The 25,197-nt window shown below is 63.0% G+C and carries 17 protein-coding genes; 7 read left to right on the top strand and 10 right to left on the bottom strand.

Annotation, left to right across the window (positions count from 1 at the left end):
* Positions 1–20 precede the first annotated feature (20 nt).
* The 4 genes from ADJ95_RS02690 to ADJ95_RS02675 form a co-directional block, all read right to left on the bottom strand.
* On the bottom strand, positions 21–1,217 hold the full coding sequence (locus ADJ95_RS02690; RefSeq protein WP_049332320.1) for a putative glycoside hydrolase family 15 protein: 1,197 nt from the start codon (positions 1,215–1,217) through the stop codon (positions 21–23).
* Positions 1,204–2,922: a GT4 family glycosyltransferase PelF gene (gene pelF / locus ADJ95_RS02685; RefSeq protein ID WP_049332319.1), complete on the bottom strand. Its 1,719-nt coding sequence runs from the start codon at positions 2,920–2,922 to the stop codon at positions 1,204–1,206. The genes ADJ95_RS02690 and pelF overlap by 14 nt, the downstream gene beginning before the upstream one ends.
* A gap of 88 nt (positions 2,923–3,010) precedes the next feature.
* Entirely contained in the window at positions 3,011–4,366 is a 1,356-nt protein-coding gene (locus ADJ95_RS02680; RefSeq protein ID WP_049332318.1) for a membrane protein, read from the bottom strand.
* Between the two features lie 508 nt (positions 4,367–4,874).
* Positions 4,875–9,746, bottom strand: coding sequence for an NAD-glutamate dehydrogenase domain-containing protein (locus ADJ95_RS02675; RefSeq protein ID WP_049332317.1), 4,872 nt, complete (start codon positions 9,744–9,746; stop codon positions 4,875–4,877).
* 339 nt (positions 9,747–10,085) lie between these two features.
* Between ADJ95_RS02675 and ADJ95_RS02670 the strand changes: the two genes are divergently transcribed.
* Complete coding sequence (locus ADJ95_RS02670) at positions 10,086–11,009, top strand: shikimate dehydrogenase (protein WP_049332316.1); 924 nt, start codon at positions 10,086–10,088, stop codon at positions 11,007–11,009.
* Between the two features lie 90 nt (positions 11,010–11,099).
* Here the strand turns inward: ADJ95_RS02670 and ADJ95_RS02665 are convergent, their stop codons facing one another.
* Positions 11,100–12,392 (bottom strand): MFS transporter, encoded by a 1,293-nt coding sequence (locus tag ADJ95_RS02665; protein ID WP_049332315.1) that lies wholly within the window; start codon positions 12,390–12,392, stop codon positions 11,100–11,102.
* Between the two features lie 225 nt (positions 12,393–12,617).
* On the opposite strand from ADJ95_RS02665, the gene ADJ95_RS02660 reads away from it, so the two are divergent.
* The 3 genes from ADJ95_RS02660 to ADJ95_RS02650 are packed head-to-tail and all read left to right on the top strand — an operon-like array spanning position 12,618 to position 15,820.
* On the top strand, positions 12,618–13,604 hold the full coding sequence (locus ADJ95_RS02660; protein WP_049332313.1) for a glycosyltransferase family 2 protein: 987 nt from the start codon (positions 12,618–12,620) through the stop codon (positions 13,602–13,604).
* 32 nt (positions 13,605–13,636) lie between these two features.
* Positions 13,637–14,632, top strand: a complete 996-nt coding sequence (locus ADJ95_RS02655) for a glycosyltransferase family 2 protein (RefSeq protein ID WP_049332311.1) — start codon at positions 13,637–13,639, stop codon at positions 14,630–14,632.
* A 60-nt stretch (positions 14,633–14,692) separates the two neighbouring features.
* Complete coding sequence (locus ADJ95_RS02650; RefSeq protein WP_049332310.1) at positions 14,693–15,820, top strand: acyltransferase; 1,128 nt, start codon at positions 14,693–14,695, stop codon at positions 15,818–15,820.
* A 74-nt stretch (positions 15,821–15,894) separates the two neighbouring features.
* Here the strand turns inward: ADJ95_RS02650 and ADJ95_RS02645 are convergent, their stop codons facing one another.
* The 5 genes from ADJ95_RS02645 to ADJ95_RS02625 form a co-directional block, all read right to left on the bottom strand.
* A complete protein-coding gene (locus ADJ95_RS02645) occupies positions 15,895–17,340 on the bottom strand; it encodes a hypothetical protein (protein WP_239662753.1) in 1,446 nt (481 codons plus the stop codon).
* Between the two features lie 102 nt (positions 17,341–17,442).
* Entirely contained in the window at positions 17,443–18,318 is an 876-nt protein-coding gene (locus ADJ95_RS02640; protein ID WP_049332308.1) for a glycosyltransferase family 2 protein, read from the bottom strand.
* Between the two features lie 50 nt (positions 18,319–18,368).
* Entirely contained in the window at positions 18,369–18,746 is a 378-nt protein-coding gene (locus ADJ95_RS02635) for a DUF2304 domain-containing protein (protein WP_049332306.1), read from the bottom strand.
* A gap of 2 nt (positions 18,747–18,748) precedes the next feature.
* The gene (locus tag ADJ95_RS02630) at positions 18,749–19,480 is read right to left on the bottom strand and encodes a glycosyltransferase family 2 protein (protein WP_049332300.1); all 732 of its coding nucleotides are present in this window, start codon (positions 19,478–19,480) and stop codon (positions 18,749–18,751) included.
* A gap of 181 nt (positions 19,481–19,661) precedes the next feature.
* A complete protein-coding gene (locus ADJ95_RS02625; RefSeq protein WP_049332298.1) occupies positions 19,662–21,680 on the bottom strand; it encodes a DUF6541 family protein in 2,019 nt (672 codons plus the stop codon).
* Positions 21,681–22,087: 407 nt separating this feature from the next.
* On the opposite strand from ADJ95_RS02625, the gene ADJ95_RS02620 reads away from it, so the two are divergent.
* From ADJ95_RS02620 to ADJ95_RS02610, 3 genes are all read left to right on the top strand, one after another.
* Positions 22,088–22,630, top strand: a complete 543-nt coding sequence (locus ADJ95_RS02620; RefSeq protein WP_049332296.1) for a flavin reductase family protein — start codon at positions 22,088–22,090, stop codon at positions 22,628–22,630.
* A 120-nt stretch (positions 22,631–22,750) separates the two neighbouring features.
* Positions 22,751–23,980: an acetylornithine deacetylase gene (argE, locus tag ADJ95_RS02615; RefSeq protein WP_049332291.1), complete on the top strand. Its 1,230-nt coding sequence runs from the start codon at positions 22,751–22,753 to the stop codon at positions 23,978–23,980.
* Positions 23,981–24,413: 433 nt separating this feature from the next.
* A complete protein-coding gene (locus ADJ95_RS02610; RefSeq protein WP_049332290.1) occupies positions 24,414–25,019 on the top strand; it encodes an aquaporin in 606 nt (201 codons plus the stop codon).
* Positions 25,020–25,197 lie beyond the last annotated feature (178 nt).

Below are 25,197 nucleotides of genomic sequence, written 5' to 3'. Positions count from 1 at the left end.
AAATTACCGCTTACGGTAAATTACGCCTTACGGCGGTACACCACACCCTGATGCGCCCGCAGCGTGAAGCTCGAAGGCACCGGGCGGTTTGCCGCATCCACCAGATGAGAGGGAACCTTCACGGTCACATCCTTCGAGCCGGTGTTCAGGGCAGCCCAACCGCGCGTAAAGGTGCGGGTCTGAACCGTTCCCTGAACCACGATGCCGCCCGCGGCATCCCCCAGATCAAAGGTGAGCTCGGGGGCGTGGGGAATCTCGTCGTAGGCGTCATGGTGGGTCGCGCTAATGCCGGTGAAGGCTCCCCCGCCAAAGACCCAGAAGCCGGCCAGGCCGTAGAGGAAGTTCTCGTCCGTACCGGTCAGGGGCGACTTCCGGCCGCTCAGGGGGGTGCGCAGAATCGTCACCTTCTTCTGCGTGGAGGCACCGCGCTTCAGGCCGGTGAGGTACACCCCGAGCGACACGTCGCCACCGGAACCGCGCGCAATATCGCGGCCCTGCATCACGGCGTAGGGCGAAGCCAGGTAATCGTTCGGGCCCCAGCCGAGCCACACCTCCTCGAAACCGCCGCCGTAGGCACTGTGGCGTTCCCACTTGCCCCAGCGCAGGCGCGACTCGGCAATATTGGGCACCAGAATCTTGCCGATGCCGTTCAGCTCGGCGCCGGCAGAAGCCACCAGGCGGTCCAGGCCCTCACGAATCGTGGTCATAGACTGCACGCCCTGAATGGGCAGATTCAGGCCGTAGTAGTCGTTCTCCACGTCGTTATCGCCCATGACCCCGTCGAAGGGCGAGTCACGCATCTCGCGCACCACCGAATCCACCCAGTACCAGCGGTAGCCGGGGTTCCACACCTGCATCTGATAGTGCTTGGAATAGCCCTTCCACTCGATGCGGTCGCCGTTGAGGCGGTGCGCAAAGAAATCCTTACCGGAATTCGCCAGCGAGACGGCCTGCGCGAAAGACAGACCCGAGGAGTAGATGGGACCCGGCTCGTAGGAGCGGGTGGAGGACAGGCACTTATAGGCCAGGACCACCATCTGCGGGGCGTGCTTCTTGAGGTAGCGGGCAGCCTCCAGCTCCCAGGGCTGCAGAATCGCCACGGAGTAATTCTTGACCGCAAAGTCGAGCTGCTGCTGGGTGATGGGTTTACCGCCGTAGCGAACCCACGCGCCGAACTTCCCGGGGCCGCCGAGCCGTTCAAACTTACTCGTGGCCATCGTACTCCGGGTCGAATTCGGGGGCGCGAGGGGGCAGCTTGCCCAGCTCGCGGTAGATCGTGTTGTAGCGGTCCATGACCAGTCGCAGCTGGAAGAAGCTCACGATACGGTCGTAGGCGTTCACGCAGTAGCGTTCGTAGATGCTGGGCTCCTCCATAAGGGTGCGCAGCGCCGCCGCGAAGCCGTGAATATCGCCGGGGATGGTCAAGATACCGCAGTTACCGATTTCGTGGCCGTCGGGGGCGACCAGCACATCGTCGATGAGCTGGGACATACCGCCCACGTCGGTGCTGACCAGCGGGATGGACGCAGCCATCGCCTCGAGCGCCACAATCGGCTGACCCTCATTGTAGCTGGGCATAAGCAGCAGGTCGAAGCGGTCGAGCATCGCACGCACATTCACGGTTCCGTGGAAGGTGATGTACTCGCCCATGTTGAGCTCTTCGATGGTGCGCAGGCACAGCTCGTAGTACTCGGGCAGGTGGTCCTTGGGGCCGAGCACATCCAGGTGGAAGTTCACGAGGCCCTGGTCGCGCAGTACCGCGAGGGAGCGAATCAGGTCGGTGAGGCCCTTAATGGGCACCACGCGGGCGATGAACACGAAGCGCCACACGTGGCCGCGTCCCTCGGCGAGGATGCGGGCACGCGCCGCCTGGCGGGCGTAGTAGGCTTCGGCAACGGACTCGATGAGCATGCCGTTGGGCAGAATGATGGCGCGGTCCTTCTCGCCCTCGTTCATCTGGTCGATGGGCGCACCGATGCCGCGCGCCTCCTCCAGTGCCTTGGGGTACAGGTAGGTGGCCATATCGGCGCTCGGGTAGCAGAAGCGACCCATCTCCAGGAACCAGACGGACCAGGCTCGCTCGTCAAGGGTGACGGGGCCCAGGCCGGGGTGCTCGCGCTCCTCAGCGAGGAAAGCGTAGTCGGTGGTAATCGGCTTCGCCATGTTGCGCTCGAGCTTGGTGTTGATGGTGTCGCGAATGTACAGGTTGTGCTCGGTCAGCAGGAAGCTGGTGCCGTGGTCACGGGCGGCAGCGGCAGCGATGAGAGCCGCGTAGCCGGTGGTGTGGGCGTGGTACACGCGGGCATGGGGCATCCGCTCGTGCAGCAGCGCAAAGAGGATGGAAACGAAGTCGCGTACCTTCCAGAAGAGCTCGCCGAAGGGAACCTCGCTGAAGAACCCGAGGTTGGCGATAACCTGCATGAACTCGCGGGTACCGAAGAGCCCAAAGAGGTTGTAGGTGCGGGTGGCGGGGTTGATGCCCTCGTCGTAGAGCTTCCAGAGGGGGTTGACGTCGCCGGCGATGAGCGCGTTGAAGCCCTGGATGAGTCGATCAGCCAGCTCTCGACGCTGCGGCATCTTCATGTGCAGGCTGTCGGGATCGCACTCGGCGGCGAAGGCAGCACGGTTGACGTCGAGGCTCAGGTAGATCACCTTAACCCACTTGACGTTCTTGGGCATGCCGTAGAGATCCTCGTGCGGCGAGTTCTTATCCCACGCGATGTGGATAATGCCGAAGGAGAGGTCGGGGTTCTCAGAGACGATATCGTGCACCACCGCGGAGACGCCACCCTTGAGGTAGGGGTAGGTGGACTCCATGATGATGGCGACATCGACATCCGGGTACTCGGGATCGGTGTAGTGCTCTCCGGGCTCCGGAAGCTGCAGAGGAGCATAGTGGTTTCGGTACATCTGTTCAGTCATTGGTTGTGTCTTTCACGGGCCGTGCTACGTGGTGTGTTCTTGGCCGGGCCCGCAGAACGATGTCTGCGGACCGGCGTGCGGGCAGGCGTTACCAGGCGAGTGCGCGGCGCCAGAAGAGAGAGTATTCGGGTGATTGCCAAGCCTGACGGTACACCCGGTAGCAGGCGTACGCAAGGACCGCCTCGCCCACGATGATGGGCAGGTATCCGGTCTCGTTCGGCAGGATTGCGAAGCAGATCATGAGCAGAATGAGGTGCGCCGCGGAGAGCACCTGCACGGTCTTGAACATGGTCATGTACTCAATCTGGTAGATGAGCAGGGCGACGGCCACGAAGAGGAACGCGACGACCAGACCCATCAGCGCCAGCGGGAAGGAATCCAGCATGAAGATAAACATCAGGATGCCGGTAATGATGCCGCTACCGATGTAGACGAGTAGCGAGTTGCGAATCGAACGGTCGGAGGCACGGGTGGCCTTATGAGCCTCTTCGCGAACGCGGTTGTAGGGCAGGCGCTCGAACACGGTCCACAGGTACTGAATTGCGTCGTTGACGCGATCGGCCTCTACCACGAAGAAGTAGTTGTAAGCGATCACGGCGGGAATCAGGCTCATGTAAATGGCCACAACGTTAATCTCACCGGAGGTGGCCAGGAAGAGCATGTACTTATCGGCCCAGATGATGGAGCCGGTCAGGAAGCCACGCAGAGCATCCTTTGCGACGTCCTTGAGCGGAATATGCGCAAAGCGGAAGAGGTGCACAAAGTTCTTACCCAGGCCAATCAGCAGGATAAGCGAGCCAACGAGCGGCGGCAGGAACCAGATGATGGGGAAGAAGTACAGGGCCAGGGTGTAGCCGAGCCAGGCGATGAACCAGATAACGCGGTTCTTCGCGAGGTTGGGGATGACCAGCAGCTGCGCGAAGGCAATGTTGAGCACGCCGAGTACGAAGAAGGCACCGACGGCAGTCGCGTTCCACTTCAGGACGAGGGCAACCGGAATTGCGAAAAGCAACACCAGCGGCATGGTCACGAAGAAGAGGTAAATCCAGTTGCGGCTGAACGCGGCCAGGTCGGTAATGTCCTGGAACTGGGGTTCGTTCAGACGCTCGCGGGTAGCCTTCGCCTCGGCACGCTTGAGCTGATTCTCGAGCGTCTCAGCCTGGATGCGCAGGGTTTCGCGGGCATCCGCAATCTTCTTATGCTCCATCTGAATGGCTCGATAGAGCGGCAGACAGGCGGCCTGGCTAAGCCAGGGCACGGTGATGGATGCAGCCAGAATCACCTGAATCAGGGGCACGCCACCCAAGTTGTACCTGTTGATGGTGGGCGTGACGATGGGGAAGACAGTGGTCAGCAGCGCGACCGGGGAAACGTATAGCAGAAAGTTAATGAGGAGGCGCCACGCGCTAGCGCGCTGTTCCTCGCTACCGTGGTTGGTGGACAACGTTGAAGACTTTCAGTCGAAATAGAGAGTATGCGGGCCCAGCCCGCAAACGGGCCGGAGATTAACGTTGAGTGAGTGATGGTGTCGTGCGTTATGTCGTACAGAGATGGCACCCCTCGCGGCGGCCAGGTGGGCCATCGGATTCGTACCGTCAATGCATGCCGGATCAGCCTCATCCACCCGAGGGGGTTATTTGGCCGGGCAAGCATCCAAAACATCGCGTGTGTAGCCCCTCCCCTACGCCTAATTTAGCGCGGAGCTTGCGCACGCAACGATGCCGCCGTCATCAATATACTGTACGCGTCAAGCAAAATGTTGAACTTTTATTCAACCCTAACTTGAATTTTAGGCGATTTGGAACACATTTTGCTCTCATGTTCATATGCCGTTAGGTGCATATGCAAGGCATCCCGGCCCCTCCAGCAGGAGGAAGCCGGGATGCTCAATGTACGGTTACCGTACCGCATTCACCGCTGTGCGACGGTACGGCGCGGCTACCGCCTCGCGTTTAGGATGCGCTAGCGAGGGTGCGCAGGGCCACGGAGACCACAGCCAGTCGCGGGTGACCGGTTGCATCCGGAGCTGCCTCAGCAATCTCGTCGAGGATGCGGTCGATGTTACCCACGCGGGTCGGGTGCTCCTCAATCCAGCTGGCCAGAGCCTGCTGTGCACCGTCCACGGTGGAGAAGTCACCCTTCGCGCCCTCAGCCACGGACAGTGCCAGCTCTGCGGCGGTCTCGTAGAGGGCACCGCGCATTGCCTGGCGTGCCAGAATCTCCCAGCGGTCGCTACGGGGCAACTCGGTGATGAGGCCGAGCAGCTCGTCCACCTTGAAGCGGTCGTAGGTGGCGAAGTAGACCGGTGCCAGCGAGGTTGCCTCGAAGTCGTGATCGGCGGCCGAACGAATCACGTCCAGCAGGGCGTAGCCCTCGAAGCCGCGGATCCAGATGACAATGAGCTCCTCGGGCAGGCCCCATGCCTCGCCTGCGTCGCGCTTTGCACGAACACGGTCGCGGGAGCTGCCGGAGAGGTACTCGGGCAGGTTGCGACGCATCTCGACGACGGAACCGAAGTTCTCGAGCAGCTCGGAGATGGTTGCGCCGGCAACCACGCCACGCTCGGTGATGAACCAGCGGACCGCACGGTCCAGAACGCGCTGGTTGTCGCGCAGCACGGTGAACCATGCATCCAGCGGGGTCTTCGGGGACAGCTCGCTGTGCAGCTTAGCGGCGGTGCCGAGCTCGAAGAGCTCGCGGGCCACGATGAAGGCGCGGGCGACGGAGTCGATACCGACGTTGAACTCCTCCATGATGCGGTACGCGAAGGTGATGCCACCAATGTTGACCAGCTCGTTGGCCACGCGGGTGCAGATGATTTCCTTACGCAGCGGGTGCGAGTCCAGGTGCTGACCGAAGCGCTCGACGAGTGCTGCCGGGAAGTAGCTGCGCAGCACGCCCTCCAGGTAGGGGTCGTCCGCGAAGTCGGTCTGCTCCAGGGCGTGGGTGAGGTAAATCTTCACGTACGCAGCCAGGACAGCCAGCTCGGGGCGGGTCAGGCGGTCACCGGTGGTCTCCAGGCGCTCGTCCAGCTCCTCGTCGGTGGGCAGGAACTCGACGGCGCGGTTCAGGCCGGCGTGCTCCTCCAGGTCGTGCATGAGGCGCTTGTACAGGTTGGTGCCCAGGAAGGAACCGTGGAACTCGCCCTGCAGCAGTACGTTCTGGTTGACGTTGGTCTCGAGGACCTTGCCGCCAACCTCGTCCTGCAGGGACTCGATGAAGGAGGCGCGCTCCTCGCTGGAGAGCTCACCGCGAGCCACGAGGCGGTCCACCAGGATCTTGATGTTGACCTCGCGGTCACTGGTCTCCACACCTGCAGAGTTGTCGATAGCGTCGGTGTTGAGGATGACGCCGTTACGTGCGGCCTCGATGCGGCCCAGCTGGGTGAAGCCGAGGTTACCGCCCTCGCCCACAATCTTGGCGCGCAGATCCTTGCCGTTGACGCGCAGGGCGTCGTTAGCCTTATCGCCAACCTGTGCGTTGGTCTCGGTGGAGGCCTTCACGTAGGTACCGATACCGCCGTTGTAAATCAGGTCGACCGGTGCCTTGAGGATGGCGGAAATCAGCTCGGTCGGTGCGAGCTCGGTGACGGACTCGTCCAGGTCCAGAACCTCGCGCACCTCGGGGGTGATTTCGATGGACTTCAGGCCGCGGGAGTACACGCCACCACCGGCGGAAATCAGCTCGCGGTTGTAGTCCTGCCAGGAGGAACGGGGCAGGTTGTACAGGCGCTGACGCTCCTCGAAGGAGACGGCTGCGTCCGGGTTCGGGTCCAGGAAGATGTCGCGGTGGTCGAACGCTGCGACCAGGCGGGTTGCCTTGGAACGGAGCAGACCGTTACCGAACACGTCACCGGACATGTCGCCGATACCGACGGCGGTGAACTCTTCGGTCTGAGCGTCGTGGCCGAGCTCGGCGAAGTGACGCTTAACGGACTCCCAGGCACCGCGTGCGGTGATGCCCATTGCCTTGTGGTCGTAACCGACGGAGCCGCCGGATGCGAAGGCGTCGCCCAGCCAGAAGCCGCGCTCGAGGCTGATAGCGTTCGCGGTGTCGGAGAATGCGGCGGTACCCTTGTCCGCTGCGACCACCAGGTAGTAGTCGTTCTCGTCGCGTGCGATGACGCCCTCGGGGCGAACGACGGTCTCGGAGCCGTCGGTGCCAACCTCAAGGTTATCGGTGACATCCAGCAGGGAGCGGATGAAGACCTTGTAGGACTCGCGGCCCTCGGTGATCCAGGCGTCGCGATCCACGGCGGGGTCGGGCAGCTGCTTGGGGTAGAAACCGCCCTTTGCGCCGGTGGGGATGATGACAGCGTTCTTCACCATCTGAGCCTTGACCAGGCCCAGAACCTCGGTGCGGAAGTCGTCGCGGCGGTCGGACCAGCGCAGACCGCCTCGTGCGACGTCGCCGAAGCGCAGGTGGACACCCTCGACGCGCGGGGAGTAGACGAAAATCTCGAACTTGGGGCGGGGCAGGGGTGCGAAGTCAATCTGCTGCGGTGCAACCTTGATGGCGAATGCCTCGCGGCCCAGGTAGGCGTTGGTGCGCAGGATGGCGCGAATAACCTTGCTCAGGGAGCGCAGGTAGCGGTCGGCGTCCAGGGTGGGAATCTTGTTCAGTTCCTCAACCAGGGCCACCTCAATCTCTTCGCGGCGTGCGTTGCGCTGCTCGTCGTTCAGGCCGTTGTTCGGGTCGAAGCTGACGTTGAAGAACTCCACCAGGTGCTTGGTGATGCCGGGGTTGGCGAGCAGGGTGTTCGACATGAACGAGGGGGTGTAGCCCAGGCCCAGCTGAATCAGGTAGTGGTTCAGGGCGCGGAACAGGCGTACATCCTGCCAGGTGAGGCCCTCGGAGAGAATCAGGCGGTCCAGAGTATCGGACTCGCGCTCACCGAGCAGGTAGGCGTTCAGGGCATCCTCGTAGAGGGATGCGACGGCGTTGGGGTCCACGCCCTCGGGGAACTCGACCCCGAAGTCGTAGAGGTAGCCGTACTCTTCGCCGTCCTCAGGCTTGAACTCGTAGGGCTTCTGATCCACAACGACCAGGCCCATGTTCTGCATCACCGGCAGGAGCTCGGTGAGAGTGTGAGGTGCGGACAGGTAGGTCTTCAGTCGGGTAGTGTTGGCTTCGCCGGCTTCAACCTTGATTGCGGCGGGCTTCTTGCCCGAGAGAGATTCAAGAATCACGATATCCTCGATTGCTTGTTCTACTGTGTAATCGGCTCGGTAAGCTGCGCTGCTTGCGTCGGCCCAGGCTGACGCGAGTCGGCGGCCTTCCGCACCGGGTTTCCATGCCTCAATGGCAGCTGCGGTGGATTCCACCCAGGAGCGAGTGACCTGCTGCATCTGCTTTTCGAGAGCTTGATAATCCGTGGTCGGCACATCGTTGGGGTTGGTGAGCCGAATACGGAAGAATAGGCGGGCCAGCGACGAGGAGGACAGGTACACCTCGTAGTCGATGGCACTCAAATCAAATTCCTGTCGGAACACCCGCTCGATGCGGTACCGCACGTCAGTGTTGTAGTGATCGCGGGGCAGGTACACCACGGCGGTAATGAACCGATTAAATCGATCCGCGCGCAGGAAGAGACGGGTCTTGCGGCGCTCCTCCAGGCCCATGATGCCGCTGAACGTCTCGGTCAGCTCGTTGACCGAGGCCTGCAGCAGCTCCAGGCGCGGGTAATCTTCCAGCGCCCCGAGCAGGGCCTTATCAGAGTAGGAACCGGGGTGGTAACCCAGGCGGCGGCGCACCATGGCGATTCGCTCACGCACCAGGGGAGTCTCGATGGCGGGTAGCGAGTAGGCCTGCCGGGTAAACAGGCCCAGAATCACGTACTCACCGATGACGCGGCCGCTCATATCGAAGCGGCGCACACCAATGTAGTCCAGGTAGTCGTTGCGGGCCACCGTGGAACGGGAGTTAGCCTTCGTGATGTACACGGGGCGGGGGAAGAGAGCTCGGTCCAGGGTGTCGCCGGAAAGCGGGATGCGGCTCTTGCCCTCGGTCGAACGCAGGATGCCGAGCGCCGAACCGGGGCGGTCCACCAGGGCGATAGCGCCGGAGGTGCCGTCAAGCACGCGCTCCTTAACGCCCATGAACACGAAGTTGCCTCGGGTGAGCCAGCGCAGGAAGTCCTGTGCCACCTCCACGCGGGAGGCGGGCTCCACACCGCGCGGGTTGGCGGCGTAGGATTCCTCGCCGTGGCCGAGAGTGGCGCCGCGCAGCTCGTACATGGCCTGGGAGATATCAAAGACCGCGGTGACCATGCCCTCCAGGTCGGTGTAGCAGGCGCGCACATCGGCGAGCACGCGACGCACATCGTGCTCCAGCAGGCGCAGGTCGTCTTCGTTCAGGTAGCGGGTCAGACGAATCGCAATCCAGGATTCAATGGTGACCGTGGACCCCTCGGGAGCGCCCTCGGAAAGCTGCAGAGAGGGCATACCAACGGCGGCGGTGTCGCCGCTGGCCAGGTTGGCTCGGGTGCCGGTGCCGCGCAGGCTGATGAGCTTGCCATCCGTATCGCGTTCGGCAAGGAAGATGGGGTGGAAAATCGCGAGGAATCCGCCGAAATGCGCCGAAAGATAGGCGGTCAGGGAGCTTACGATATGGGGCATGTCGTCCGTGGCGACGTACAGCGTGGTGTTGTAGTCATCATTGCGCGCGGCAACGACGGGCGTCTTAGGGGCGCGGATTTCAGCTAGCGCACGATGGGTGCGAGCCAAATCCTCTAATTCTGCCGAGGTGAATTCTTCACGCTCATCGTCAGGACTGTTCAGAAAATACTGCTCGATCCATGCATCGGCGCCAGCGAAGCGTGCCATAGCCTTGTCAGTCGTTGACAATCTATCCTCCGAAGGTAGGTATCACTTCACTGTGACGGTGTCTGTGCAACTCCACGCGGGTCGCGCGGACGGCACCACCCAAATGGGTTATATCCAGCTTATACCCTTACGGTGAAGATGTCAGATATATTCGCCATATTCGCTCGACGGGCCCAAAATCTTATCGAAAAATACTCGCTCCGCACCTCTGCCCCCTCGCCCGACGGTTCGGCGGGGCGGCTCGACGGGGTTACCCGTTGAATTTGTTCGGCGGGGTTACCCGTGAAATTGTCCGGCCCCCGGTTCCCCTCCCCCGGCGCCGACCCGTAGAGTGAAACCATGAGTTTGCGTACTGAATCTTTCCTGGTGGGCCTCATCGGCGATGGCATCACCTCTTCCCTCACCCCGCCCATGCACGAGGCCGAGGCCGACGCGCACGGGGTGCGCTACCTGTACCGCCCCGTCGACCTGGACGCTCTGAACCTGGACGGCGCATCCGCACCGGCGCTTCTGGATGCGGCGGCCCTTCTGGGCTTTAACGCCTTCAACATCACGCACCCGTGCAAGCAGTCCGTCATGGAGCACCTGCACGAACTTTCGGATGCGGCGCGCGCCCTGGGCGCGGTCAATTGCGTGGTGATTCGCGAGGACGGTACGTTCTACGGGGACAACACGGACTATTCGGGATTCATTGCGGGGCTGAAGCGCGGCCTACCGCAGGTGGCGGAGGATCCGGCGCGCCTGGAGCACGTGGTGCAGTTGGGTGCCGGCGGTGCCGGTAGCGCCACGGCGTACGCCCTGTGCCGCCTGGGGGTGCGCCGCCTGAGCCTCTTCGAGCGTGACGCGGCGAAGGCTCAGGGGCTTGCGGAGCAGCTGGGCGGGCTCTTCCCGCAGACTCGGATCGAGGTGCTGACCGACGATACGCTCCTCATTGAGGCTCTACTGGAGGCTCAGGGTTTGGTGAACGCAACCCCGGTGGGTATGCACGTGCATCCGGGCATGCCGCTGAGCGAGTCGGCATTGAGCGCCGGGGTGCTGCGTGAAGGCCTGTGGGTCGCGGACGTCATCTACCTGCCGCAAGAGACGCAGCTGGTGCGCGCGGCGCGGGCCGCCGGTTGCGAGGTGCTGACGGGTGGCTACATGGCGGTGGGCCAGGCGGTGGATGCATTCCGCCTCTTCACCGGACTAGAACCGAACGCCGAGCATATGGCGGCGCATTTTGAGGCGCTGATTGCGGCCCAGCAGGGGGTAACTAACGCCTGAAACGCCAGAACATAGAATACGGGTGGGGTTGGATAGCTAACTATCCAGCCCCACCCGTATTTATTCTATATACAGAATATATTGCGTGGGCTATGCATCCAGCTCGGCCAGGGACTTCTTGTAGCCCTCGCGAGCGGTGAGTGCGCCCAGCGCCACGAGCACGCACATGGCGACCGTGAACGCGGCGGGCAGCACCGCGTTATGCAGGTCGGCGCCGGCGAGGCTCGTCGCCACGGCGGGGGCAACGCCTCCAGAAATTGCGAAGCCAATCTGGGTTCCGAGCGCCAGGCCGGTCACGCGCACGCGGGTCGGGAACATTTCTGCGTAGAAGGAGGGCCACACGCCGTTCGCCATGGAGTAGAGCGCGCCGTGCATGAGTACGCCGTAGACAAAGATGCCCACCCAGTTACCCTCGGTAATCGCGCCGAGGTACGGGAACATCACCAGGGAAGAGGCCACCGCACCGGTAATGAACACGGGCTTGCGGCCAATCCTATCGGCCAGCATGGCGGCGAGCGGAATCGCAACCAGACCGAGAGTATTCGAGGCGACCGGCACCAGCAGCATGGTGCTTCGGTCGAGGCCGTAACCCTTGGTGGCGAAGGACAGCGCGAAAGTCGTGAAGACCATGTTCACAGTGTTGACCATGGCGCACACGGCAATGGTGAGCACGGCGCGCTTGTGGTGCTTGAAGACCAGCACGAGCGGGGACTCGGTGAGCTTCTCGCGCTGCAGGTAGGCGGGCGGCTCGGAGAGAGTGCGGCGAATCAACCAGGCGGTCACCACCACGAATGCGGAGAGCCAGAAGGGCACGCGCCAGCCCCAGGTGAGCAGGTGCTCATCCGGCAGGGCCGCGAAGGGGATGAACACAGCGGTCGCCAGCAGAGATCCGAACTGGGTGCCCTGCAGGGTCCAGCTGGTGGTGAAGGCGCGCTGGTGCTCGTGGGCGTGCTCCAAAGAAATGGAGATGGAGCTTGCCTGCTCGCCGGCGGCGGAAAGGCCCTGAAGCATACGGCAGGCCACCAGTAGGATGGGTGCAAGAATACCCGCCTGGCTATAGGTCGGCAGGCAGCCGATGGCAAAGGTCGCGCTACCCATCAGGAAGAGCGTGAGCATCAGGACGAATCGGCGGCCGTAACGGTCACCGAGGGGGCCGACGATCATGGCGCCGAAGGGACGCACGACGTAGGCAACACCCACAACGACCATGGACTTGAGGATGCCGATGGCGGCGGTGTCCTCGGAGAAAAAGATGCGGTTGAGCACGATTGCGGCGGCGGTGCCGTAGACGGCGAAGTCGTAGTATTCGAGGGCGGAGCCTATCCAGCTGGCGAGGGCAGCTCGTCGTGGTGATCGGGCGGGCGCGTCGGTGCGTCGGCTCATGCGCGGCTCCTTCGGTGGTACACCTGGCGGGTGGTGCGGGGTGGGCAACCCCTCGGTCATTAATCTGCCCTTCCAGTGTAGGAAGCACCCCATGCGTTTTCCATAGGGTTACCTAAGTTCCCAGAGTATGAAGAGAGTGTGAAGCTGGAATAGGGGTCAGATGCTCCTAGCCCCCGTATGATGTATCTATATGTAATTCCGTCATCAATGCTCCAAAGGGGTACCATGTCATCACCGCGCACCAGCATCATCATGCCGGTCTACAACACGGCTGATAGCGTTGTCGCCGCAATTGAATCCGTTCTGGCGCAGACCGACCCCGACTTTGAGCTGCTGGTGGTGATTGACGGCTCCCCGGATCGCTCCTCCCGGGTAATTCGCGAGTTCCTGGAGGGCAACCCCGATCCCCGCATCCGCCTGTTCGACAACGAACGGAACGTCGGCGTTTCCGCAGCACGTAACCAGGGCCTGGACGAGGCTCGCGGCGAGTGGATTGCCTTCATCGACTCCGACGACACATACCGTCCCGAGTTCCTGGAACGCCTGCACGCTGCGGCGGCGCGTACCGGCGCGGATGTGGCAACCTGCGGTCACACCATCCACCGGGCGGATGGCTCCACCCTGAACCGCCCGCAGAACTCCCCCGGCACCTACACGGGCCGCGATATTGCAATCAACTACCTGCAGGACCGTTTCACGGGTTTCACACCCGACAAGATTTTCCGCGCCTCGCTCTTCTCGTCGGTGCGCTTCGCGACCGATATTCACCGCGCGGAGGACGCCCTCGCCGTCTTCCAGTGCCTCATGCATGCCAAAGCTCTCGAGGTGATTCCGGATTGCCTCTACGTGTACTACATGGGTGCCGAAGGCCTGACCTGGGGCCGCGTCACCCCGGTGGAGGAAAGTATTCGCCACACCCGCTACATGCGCCAGGCCGGTGCCGAGCTGCTCTCCACGAAGGAGGGACGCCGCGCCCTCAACACCTCCTCGGCCGTCACCTACCTCAACAACGCCCAGCAGGCGCTCATGAGCGATAGCGCCGACTCCGCCGCGGTAATTCGTGAATGTCGCCGCCAGATTAGGTGGGAATGGGTCGGCCAGGCCCTGCTTTCGAGCCCCGTGATGGGTGCGGCGAGCCTGCTGTTGAAGCTCTCCCCCGCCCTGTACCGCACCCTGTACGGCGTGTACGTTCGACGCGCCTACGGCATGTAAGTCCTCCGCAACTCCCCCAAGGTTTTATGCACATGTCTTCCACCCCTCGCACGAGCATTATCATGCCGGTCTACAACACCGCCTCCACCGTGGTCGCGGCGATTGAGTCGGTGCTGGCGCAAACCGACCCCGACTTTGAACTGCTGGTCATGATTGACGGCTCCCCGGACGATTCGGCGCAGCTGATTGCGGACTACCTACAGCGGAACGCGGACGAACGCGTGCGCGTGTTCGACAACCCCGAGAACCGGGGCCCCTCCGCGGTGCGCAATCAGGGCCTGGATGCGGCGCGCGGCGCATGGGTGGCGTTCCTCGACTCCGACGACACGCTCTACCCCACCTTCCTGGAGCGGCTGCACCACCACGCGGAGCGCACGGGCGCGCAGGTGGTCAATTGCGCTCACACCATGGTGGCAACCGACGGCACGACCACGCAGCGCCTGAAGGGTGCCCCCGGCACCCTGACCGGGCAGCAGGCGGCCTTCGCGCTGCTCAAGGACGAGCTGTCCCCCTACCCGTGGGATAAGCTCATTGAGCGTTCCCTGCTGGAGGGCGTCTACTTCCCGGAGGATATTCGCCGCGCCGAGGATGAGTGCGTCATCCTGGACTGCTATCTGCGAGCGCAGAGCGTGACCGTCATCGACGAGCCGCTCTACGCCTACGCGGTGAACGCGGGAAGCCTGACCTGGAGCCGCATCACTCCCCTGGCCGAGACCCGCCGCCTGCTCGACTACTTCGCGAAATCCCTGCAGCGCACGAGCACGTACCACCTGCCCGAAGGTCAGGAGGCGCTAACCGTCGCCCGTGTTCTTGCGTACCTGAATAACGCCCAGCAGGCGCTCATCGTGGGCAGTGAGGAAGCTCCGGCAACCCTCGCCGGGTGCCGTCGCGGTTTCTCGGTGCGCGATGCGCTACTCGTCCTCCGCCAACGCCCGGTCTTCGGTGCCGCCGGCCTGCTCCTGAAGACCAGCACAGCCCTGTACCGGGTTCTCTACGGCGTGTACGTCAAGCGGGTCTACAACATTTAGGTTTCACGCCCCGACTCCGGGGTTCTCTCTCATCACACTCACCCAGATTGGAGCAAATCTATGTCCTCTCTGCCTGCATCGGCGCAGGTGGCGTCCTCTCCCTCCGAGGATGCCCAGCCCGGCGGCCGACCGGCTCGCGGGTCCGCCGCGCATCGCCCCAAGCCCGGGCGAAAGGTGTACCTGGACTGCATTAACGTCCTCGCCATCATCGGCGTCGTCGCCCTGCACAACCGGTTCAACTACCGGGTGGATTACGATTCGCCGGGCTGGGTTCTCGAGAATATCCTCTCGGGTACCGCGGTTGCCGCCGTCCCCCTCTTTTTCATGGCCTCCGGCATCACCCTCCTCAACTTCACCGAGCGGGAGAGCGTCGGCACCTTTTACAAGAAGCGCTTCACGAAAATCCTGGTTCCCCTGCTGATTTGGGGGCAGATTTACCTCTTCGCGCGTAGCTGGTTCACCCATACTCCCCTGCCAAAGGGTGAGGAGATTCTGGCCGTGCTGTTGGCACCGAGCACCGTGGGCGTGACCCTCTGGTACCTGGAGGCGCTCATCGGCGTGTACCTGGTGCTCCCCATCTTCTCCTACGCCCTGCGCGGTGCCGGTGAGAAGAAGGTGCGCCTGGCGTGGCTCATGGCCGTGCTGGGGCTTTTCATGCCCATCGCGACCACCACGGTGCATAAGATTAACCCGCACATTATGCCTGAGTTCACCGCCCCCATCGTGGGGTACGTGGGCTTCTGCTTCCTGGGTTATGCGCTGGCGAATACGAGCTTTAGCCTGCCGTGGCGTCTCGTCATCTACGTGCTGGGTGTTGCCGGTTCCCTGACGCACATCCTGTACGGCCCCTACCTGACCCTGAACCACCACGGCCTTGAGAGTCTGGCGATGTCGTATCTGTCCATCCCGACGATCTTCTGGGCCTCGGCGGTCTTCGTGTTCTTCAAGTCTCTACCACTGAATCGTCTGCCGCAGGCGGCTCAGACGGGTCTGCGTAAGCTGTCGGCGCTGACCTTCGGCGTGTACCTGATTCACCTGCTGATTATTCAGGGCCTCGCAGCCTACGGCTGGCCGCTGGTGGATTACCGGCTGGAGGCTCCCTACGCTCTGATGGTGTGGGCTTCCTCGCTGATTCTGGTGTGGCTGCTGCGGTGGATTCCGCCGGTCCGCAAGTGGCTGGTGCCCTAGCCGGCTATCCACTCCGCAACGAAAACGGGAGGGGCACGTACATGACGTACGTGCCCCTCCCATAAGTTTTAAAGCTACTCGGCGCGAGTTTCCTCCACGCGGGAGGCCATGGACACACCCACCATGTGCACCACGAAACCGCAGACCGGGCCGACCGCCAAAGCCACCACGGCGCGCGGCACCAGCGGTGCGGGCAGCAGGAACGCCAGGCCCAGGGTTACCACCGCGGCAACCACCCAACCGGCAAGGTAGATGCGGTGCTGGTTCACCGCGAGCGCCATATTGCCCGAGAGGGTCATGAGCGCCAGCAGCGCGGAGGCAAACACCAGCGCACCCAGGGAGAGGCCGGAGGCGGCCGCCTCGTACGCGGACTCGGTTCCTGCGGCAGGCGGGTAAATCAGGCGGAAGAGCAGCGGACCCACCAGATAGGCCGCCAACGCGCCCACAGCACCCACCGCCACCACCGCGGCGGCGGGCTTAATGAACGCCGCCACTGGGCGGTGACGCTGCTTCAAGAAGGCAGAAACCGCCACGCCCTGGAAGGCCTGCAGGGGAATCATAATCGGCGAACGGGTAATGGAAATCGCCAGAATCAGGGTGCCCAGCACGACCGGTTCGCTCTCCGCGGCGCCGCTGGCCTTCAGTACGTTCGGGAAGCCCATCATCAGCATCGCTGCGGCGGCAGAGGACAGGAACGACCAAAGGATATTGACCGTCAAACGGCCCGCGGGCACATCCGCGCGGGCAACCCACAGGCGGCGGCCCGAGAACGTCACGAGCGCCAGGATGAGCCACAGACCCATCGGAATGACCGTTGCCACCTCAAGGCCCGCCAGGGAAGGAATAAGCAGGGCCACCGCAAGCATGAAGAGGAGGCGCCCGGCAGATTCCAGGCCACCGACCGTCGCGAAAAGGTACCAGCGGTCCTCACCGGCGGCCACACCGCTGATGGTCGCCTGCAGGGCGTAGAGGAACACGCCCACGGCCATGACGGTCACGCCCACCGCCGCCGAATGTGGAATCTGCTGACCCGCCCACAGCGGAGAACTCACCAGAACCAGCGCACCGGCGACAGCGCCGAGCGCGGCCGCAACCGTCACCACGCGGGCACCCTGCGGTGCGGGCGTCCCGTCGGATGCGGGGTGGGCGGATGCTACCCCGTCAGCTGCAGCGTAAGTGCGCGCCGTACCCACCGCGCGGGTAATCTCCGGCTGAAGGCCAGTAATAATACCCGTCACCGTGAAAAGCGCCGACCAGAAGAGCAGGAACTCCGTCAGCTCCGAACCGGTCAGGGCGCGCTGAGCAATCATGGTCACGACCAGCGTGGACGCCGCCGCCAGCACCGACGATCCCAGCAGCGCCAGGGACTGGTAGCGGTTGACCGTGCCCGAAGGCTGGGTTTCCGCAGTGTCCTGGGTTTCCGCAGTGTCCCGGGCATCCGCGGGTTCTTGAGGCTGAGTCTCTCGAGAGTTCCGCTCCCGTGCCTCGCCTGCATCAGGATTCTGTACCGGCTCGCTCACCGCGTCCTCCTCGCTCCTAGCTGTCACTCAACCAATCATTCCATACGCAGATGCGCCGCACATCCACCGTAGGATGTACGACGCATCGCACACGTATAGGGTTTACTTCACCACGTGCTCGGCAAGGTTCTTCACGCCCTGCCACTTCTTCGCCAGAGCCGCCTTCGGCAGCAGGGTCAGCGCGTGAGCGCGCGAGGAGAAGCGAATACGAGCCACGCGGGCGGCCTTCTTCCAGCCCAGGGCGCTCATCTCTTCGACCATGGTGTTGTAGTAGCGGCGCTCCTCCTCGAAGCGGGTGCCCTCCAGGGCACGCCAGGACGAGTCGGAACCACCGTGACGGCGGTACATGAACGCGACCTGCGGGTCGTAGTACAGGGAGCCGCCGCGCATCGTGATGTCCAGAATCAGCGCCATGTCCTGGATGACGTTCAGGCCCTCACGGAAGCCGGTGCCCACGATGGCGTCCGCACGCCAACCCAGGGACGGGAAGTAGAACCACGCGCCGCGCAGCAGCGAGACGGCCAGCTCTTCGCCCTTCAGCACGGCCTCACCCTTGGGGCGGTAGAACGCCTTAGTCTGCTCCACCAGGGTGTTCGACAGGCCGTTGTGCTCGTCGATGACGACCACGCCGGGCTGGAAGATGGAGGCCTCGGGGTGCTTAGCCGCCGCATCCACGAGCCACTGCACGTAGTTGGGGAGCATGACGTCGTCGGCACCCATGACGGTGACCAGTTCGTTCTCCACGAAGGTCAGGCACTTGCGGTAGTTTGCGTTCGCACCCAGGTTGGTTTCGTTGCGCATGTAGGTGATGCGCTCGTCCTTCAGGGACTCGAACCAGCCGGGAATCGAGTCGTCCGGGTAGCCGTCATCCACCACGATCAGGCGCCAGTCCGGGTTGGTCTGACCGACCACGGACAGCACGGCCTGCTTCATCATGGCAACGTCGCCGTAGTACGGGAACAAAATATCAACGGTCATGGGGTATTACTCCAACTCACAAAGGGGTGAAAAGTCTCGACGGTAAAGCTTTAAGAGTCCTGCTGGTCGCGCTTCCTCGCACCGGAGGCGCCCTCCGGCTGCTCCTGAAGCGCCTTTAGGATGGCGACTTCCTCGGCCAGGATGCGGGTCTTCTCCGACAGGCGTGACAGCTCCAGGGTCAGGTGAATACTCACGCCCATCAGCAGCAGAATCGACAGGAGAAACAGCAGATTCACCGGCAGGGCCACGCCCACGAAGTCCGCCACACCGTTGAGGAGATTCGGGAAGGCGCCCAGCACGATGATGATGGCACCGATAATCAGCCACAGGGCGGCGTACCGTTCCTTCATGCGCTGATGACGCACCTGAACCACCACGAAGGTGCAGACCAGGATGGCAAGAATCAAGAAGAAAACACTGGCGCTCACGGCTACTTCTCCTCCCGGCGGCGGCTCACCGAAATGCCGTAGGAGAACAGCGAGCGAACCAGATAGACAGCAGACTTCAGCGGACCGGAGGAGGGCGTACCCCCCTGACGTTCACGCATGTGCACCGGCACCTGACGCACCCGCAGGCCATTGCTAATCGCCATGGCGGTGATATCGATCGTATCGCCCAGGTATTCGGCGGGCAGGTTACGGCAGTAAAAGTCGATACCGCGACGGTTAGCGATTTTAAAGCCGCTCGTCACGTCCGTGAACGGGGTACCCGCCGAGCGGGTGAACAGGAAAGACAGCAGGCTCATCGCCCACTTGCGCGGGCCGGACACCTCGTAGTCATCAGAGCCCTCACCGAAGCGGGACCCAATCACAATATCGTAATCCTGCACCGCATCAATCAGCGAGGGGATGCTCTCGGGGTGGTGCTGGCCGTCCGAGTCCACCTGCATGGCGTAGTCGTAGCCCGTGCGCTGCGCGTACTTGTAGCCGGTGCGCATGGCGGCGCCCACCCCCATGTTGTAGGGCAGGTCAATCACGAAGGCACCCGCCTCACGAGCCACGGCGGAGGTGTTGTCGGTGGAGCCGTCATTGACCACCACCAGGTCCACGTAGGGCACCGTCTCCTGTAGCTCGGCGATGGTGCCGGGCAGTGCTTCTTCCTCGTTCCAGGCGGGCATAATCACCAGCGTGCGAGGGGTATGAGGCGATGTGGGAGATCCCATAGGGCTGCTACCCCTCCTAACGAATGTGTCATACCGTGCGTGCGAAAGCCGGCATGTCCAGTGGACATACCGGCTTTCATCATATCAGTGCTTCAGCGGCATTAGGATTCGTCGCAGAATCAAGACCGCAATGCGGCCCCTCCCCGGGCGCATACATCCCGGGCGGAGTTGCTGCCTGCGTCTAGTTGTCGCAGGCGCTAATACGGTACAGAGTCATCGGGCCGGAGGAGTACACCGGGGTCAGAACATCCGTATCGATAGCGGCCACCAAGCCGTCGTAGTTCTTCTGCTCGCTGGGGCCGAAGTTGCCCTGGTTCTCCAGGTGCACGTACCAGTGGGCCTTGTACTCGTTCACCTCGCGGCAGACCTCCGGGTTCGTGCGGGCATCCTTCAAATCGTTGATGATTGCCGCGTACTTCGGAGAAATCTTGAACTCGAAGTGGTAGCTGGTCAGGTGGCGGTCGGCCAGCGCGTAAATGTAGGCGCTGCCGTCCCAGGGGTTGTTCACGATGGTGTCGCCCTTGGGCACAATCTTCGGGATCTCGTTAATGACGTTCATCTCATCCTGGTTCAAAACCTCGGAGGTCGGGGTCACCTGGTACCGCTGAGCGACCACCAGGGTCGCGTCGTGCATCGCGGGGGTTCGCGAGGACAGGCCGGCGACCACCAGCACCAGCACCGCGGTGACACCCATGCCGGCCGTCGCCACGTTCAGGCGTGCCGTGCGCGGAACGCGACGAACCACCCAGGAGAGCGCACCCTCCAGGACGCCACCCAGGCCAATACCGGCCAGAAGCACCGAGGGGAACACCACCAGCGCCGCCAAGCGGAAGTGGTCCGTGTACCAGGGGCCCACCATCAGCAGGCGGAAGTCACCGCGCGGCACCGAAGCCGCAATAATCCACATGTAGCCAACGAGCATCCAGCTGCCAATCAGCCACAGGTTGCGGCGCTTGTACAGCAGGTACCCCACGCCCCACAGGGCCAGGAAACCCATCAGGTAGGCGGGAGCGAAATTACCGCCCAGCGGGTTCGCGTTCTCCAGGCCCAGGAACAGGAACTGGTAGACCGCCTCGCCCTCGCTCATGACGGCGGTCCACAGGTCGCTGGCGTCCTCGCTCGGGCGCAGCACGGACCAGGCGGTCACGCATCCGGCAATCAGTGCAACCAGAACGCCGGTACCCACCAGACGCTCACGCACGGAGGCGTCGTGGACGCGCCACATCTGAACCACACCGCCGAGGAGCATGGGCACGGCGAATACCGCCGCAGAAACCACCGCGTTCGGGTGCACCAGGGCCAGGCCGCCCAGGCCCACCAGAATCGTCAGGGACAGGGAGAGAACGACGGAGTACTCGCGATGCACCATGACCTGAATCATGTGCGATAGCAGCGCCACAAAGGCGGGGAGCAGGGCATAGCCCAAAAGGTTCGGGAAGAGCACACCCCAGAACAGCAGCAGACCGGGGAAAGCAAAGAAACCGCAGGTCAACGCCGGAATAGCGAGCGCCTGCAGGCGACGCAGATGCGGGATGCTCAGACACATCGCAACCAGGGAGCAGGGCCAGATGACGCCCGCCACCAGCAGCACCATGACGATGGTTGCGGTCGCGATGCTCGTGCCGGTCGTGTTGTAAATCAGGTACACGAAATCATGCCAACCGGCGGGGTAGAAGTACGGTTCCTGGTTCGTTCCGGAAACCGCGCCCATGGTCAGGCTCGAGGCGTCGCCGTGCTCCTGGATCCAGCGAATCGCGTTCAGGTGGAAGGAATTGTCCAGGGTCTGAGAGAAGGCCTCCGGGCCGAAGACCATATGCTGGGTCGCGTGCAGGGTCAAGAAACCGCCCAGCAGGGCGCCCACCACGGGCCAGGAAAGCGGCACCGTGTTACCCGGCCAGCTCACCGAGGATTCGTCGGAACCCGCTACGGCCGAGGGCCAGCGGCGGCCCACCAACCACATCAGGCCCGCCGCCGCAGCCACCAGCACGGCCGCGACCACGACGAAGGAAATCAGGCTCCACGCGATGCCGGTCTTACCCAGCACAATCGCCGAGACAGCCACCAGGGCAAAAGTCAGGAGCGGGGAGAGGAAGATGCGCAGACGCGCGGGGATGCGCAACGCCCAGCCCATCGCGTATCCGGGAACGAATGCCACCACGACCGCGAAAAGTAGCAGCGGAATAGTTGCCAACCAGCTCATAAACCCTCATCTCACCACAGTGAACGCCCTGAAACCCCTCGTGCGGGGGCCCGGTGCGCTTTCGTGTACCAAGCAAGGATACCTTAGAGGCCTCTACACCCCCGAGAAACCCCCAGAAGACCCCCGCAAAACCCGTCTAAGGCCCCGCGGAGGCGACCCTCGAGGTGAAGCAGGGGGCTCTCCCACGCAAACCCCGCCGGGTGCCTCCGCATCCCCTGCACACCCCCGAATATGACGTAATATTTCGCCCCTCCCGTCATGAAAGGTAGGCCTAAGAAACATAGGGCAATAAATAAGGTATTCGCTACACCAAAGCTTTACCCTGAACATATCTCCCCTACTCACGGGAACCGCCCGCACACACAACCCGGGCCGAACCCACGCAGCCGCAGAAGAAAGGGTCGATCATGACCGAAACCATTGCAGCACAGGCGACCCTCGCCGACACCACCGAGCAGTTCAAGCTCGCCTTCGGCCACCAGCCCGCCGGCGTCGCCATCATCACCGCAACCGACGAAAACGGCGAACCCGCGGGATTCACCGCCTCCTCCCTGACCTCCGTCGCCGCCGAACCGCCCATCATCGCCTTCTCCCTCAAGGCCAACAGTGGCTCCGCGGCAAAGATTGCTGCGGCTTCCTCCTTCCTCGTACACATGCTCGACGCTGAGAATGTCACCCTCGCTAAGAACTTCGCGACCCACGACTACCCCCGCTTCGCCGACCCGGCCGCGTGGGAATTCGTCCACACCGGTGAGCCCCTCGTCCACGGCGTGCGCCGCGTGCTGCGCGCAACCCCCCTCAGCCGCGTTGAGGCGGGCCCCGCGCTCGTCTTCACCGCCCAGGTTGAGGAGTTTATCCGCAACGATTGCGAGGGCACCCCGCTCGTCTACCACTCGCGCAACTTCCACGCGCTCGGCGATCACTCCAACGTCAACAACTACGTCATCTAGTCCGGCCGCTCAGGCCATTCACGGGGCGGTATTCGGCGGCGACCACGCGACGAATACCGCCCCGCGGCGTACCCTGAACGTAGCCACCCCGGGCACAAACGCACAGCAGAAAGGTTCCTCATGACCGCACAGACCACTCAGCCGGCGTCCCTCCCCTGGCTCGAAAAGCTTGTCTCTATCCCCACCGTCTCCGGTAGCTCCAACCTGGAACTCATCGAGCTTCTCGAAGCCGAATTCGGCCGCTACGGCTACAGCGGCGTGCGCACCTACAACGAGGACCGCACCCGCGCTAACCTCTTCATCACCGTCCCCGCCGCGAACGGCACCACTCGCGGCGGGCTCGTCCTCTCTGGCCACACCGACGTCGTGCCCGTCGCCGGTCAGGACTGGGCCAGCGACCCGTTCACCCTGCGCGTGGAGGGTACCCGCGCCTACGGCCGCGGCGTCTGCGATATGAAGGGCTTCATCGCTGTCGCGCTCTGGCTGCTGCCGCGCGTTGCCGAGGCGAAACTGCGCGTGCCCCTGCACTTCGCCTTCTCCTACGACGAGGAGATCGGCTGCGTCGGCGCTCCCTCCCTCATCGAGGAATTCGTGGCCCGCGATCTCGCCCCCGACTACGCGATTGTGGGTGAGCCCTCCAGCATGCGCATCATCGACGCGCACAAGGGCGCGCACCGCGGCCGCGTCACCATCACCGGCGTACCGAAGCACGGTTCCCTCGCAACCCACGGCGTGAACGCGGTCGCCGCCGCCGGCGAGTTCATCACCTTCTTCACCGATATGGCCGATGAGTGGGAGGAGGAAGGCCCCTTCGACGAGGCGTTCATCATTCCCCACTCCACCGGCAGCGTGAACCTGGCAAACGGCGGCCTGCAGTACAACATCGTCGCTGAGCAGGCCGTGCTCGAGTACGATGTGCGCACCCTGCCGCGGGTGACCACCGAGTCCTTCGTCGAGCGCATTGACCGCGAGATTTCCGAGGTGATTCTGCCCGACCTGCAGGCGCGCGCCGCACGCGCCGAGAAGCTGACCGGCGCGGAGCCCGGTAGCCTCACCTCCCGCGTGGGCGTGAAGCACGAACTGCTAGCCACCGTGCCGGGCCTGGGCACCGAAGACGATGCGCCCATCGTGCGCCTCGCCCACGAGTGGCTCGGCACCAACGATGCGCCGCAGAAGGTCACCTACGGCACCGAGGCGGGCCAGTTCCAGCGCGCCGGTGTGGAGAGCATCATCTGCGGCCCCGGCGATATTGCGCAGGCTCACTCCCCCAACGAGTGGATTGAGCTGGAGCAGCTGCGCGAATGTGAGCGTTTCTTCGAGGCCATCCTCGGCTGGGCGAGCGCAAAGTAGCGGCCAAATAGCAACCGTGTAGCGGCGTAAAACTCAGCTCACTGCGGCTCATATAAGCCGCACAAAAACCATAAAGAGATGACAGAAAACTGCCCGGGCACCCAATTGAGGGGCCCGGGCAGTTTTGTGTTTTATGCAGGCCGACACGGGAGTCTGCACACCACACGTCCCCCCTGTGAACTACGCCCGATTTTTCCCGCATCCACCACATTTATTTTTAAATAAAAAACCCAAAAATAGCTTATCTATAAGGGTGAAATAACACTAAAGTATTGCCCAGTAAGGGCATTCAGGGTTCCATAGATGCCAAAGGTTAACCCCACCGCCCGGGCGGTATAACCCCACACAAAACCACACCTCCCTCACGCTCGGCACTGCGCACCCGACCGAATCCCGGTATACCACCCGCAGTTCACTACCTGAAGGACACCCTGTGTACACTATTAGCCCCTACCTTGCTGAATTTCTTGGCACGCTCATCATGTGCACCATCGGCTGCGGCGTCATCGCCAACGTCGAACTCCGCCGCTCCAAAGGCCACGGCGACAACTTCTTCACCATCGCCTTCGGCTGGGGCTTCGCCGTCACCTTCGGCGTCTACGCCTCCCACGCCTACTCCGGCGGCCACCTGAACCCCGCCCGTGACTTCGGTCCGCGCCTCATGCACGCCCTGCTGCCCATCCACGATAAGGGCACCTCACGCTGGTTCTACGCGTGGGTTCCGATCTGCGGCCCGATTGCCGGCGGTTTCATGGGTGGCGCATTCTTCAAGCTCTACTATGAGGGTCAGGTCAGCCCGTGGCTGTTCGTTTCCACCGCCCTGGCGGTTGTGGTTCTGCTCTTCGCATGGTGGGCAAATAGCCACCTGTACCGCGCACCCAGCGCCGAGGTTATCCCCGAGTTTGAGGACACCCACGCTACCGCGGCGGCACGCGCGGCAACCTACACCCCGACCGGTCCCATGCCGGTCCTACTCCCCGAAGAGGTGAAGGCAAACCGTAGCACCCGCGTCGTGAACCGGGTGACCGAGGACGAGTAGTCTTCCCGCCCGAGAACTTCCCTGTATAGGGTTTCATCGAGCCGGGTTTATCTGAATAGATATATCCGGCGAGGTTTCATCTAAAAACAGCGAACCCCTCATTTTCATAACCTGCACAATATCGGTCAGGTTATGAAAATGAGGGGTTCGTTGCGTCTACCTCACGGAAGGAGGTTCA

The sequence above is a fragment of the Rothia mucilaginosa genome, from assembly GCF_001061665.1.
In the GTDB taxonomy this organism is placed as follows: domain Bacteria; phylum Actinomycetota; class Actinomycetes; order Actinomycetales; family Micrococcaceae; genus Rothia; species Rothia mucilaginosa_A.
The sequence above is the reverse complement of the archived record's forward strand: the minus strand, read 5'-3'. Positions and strand labels throughout refer to the sequence as shown.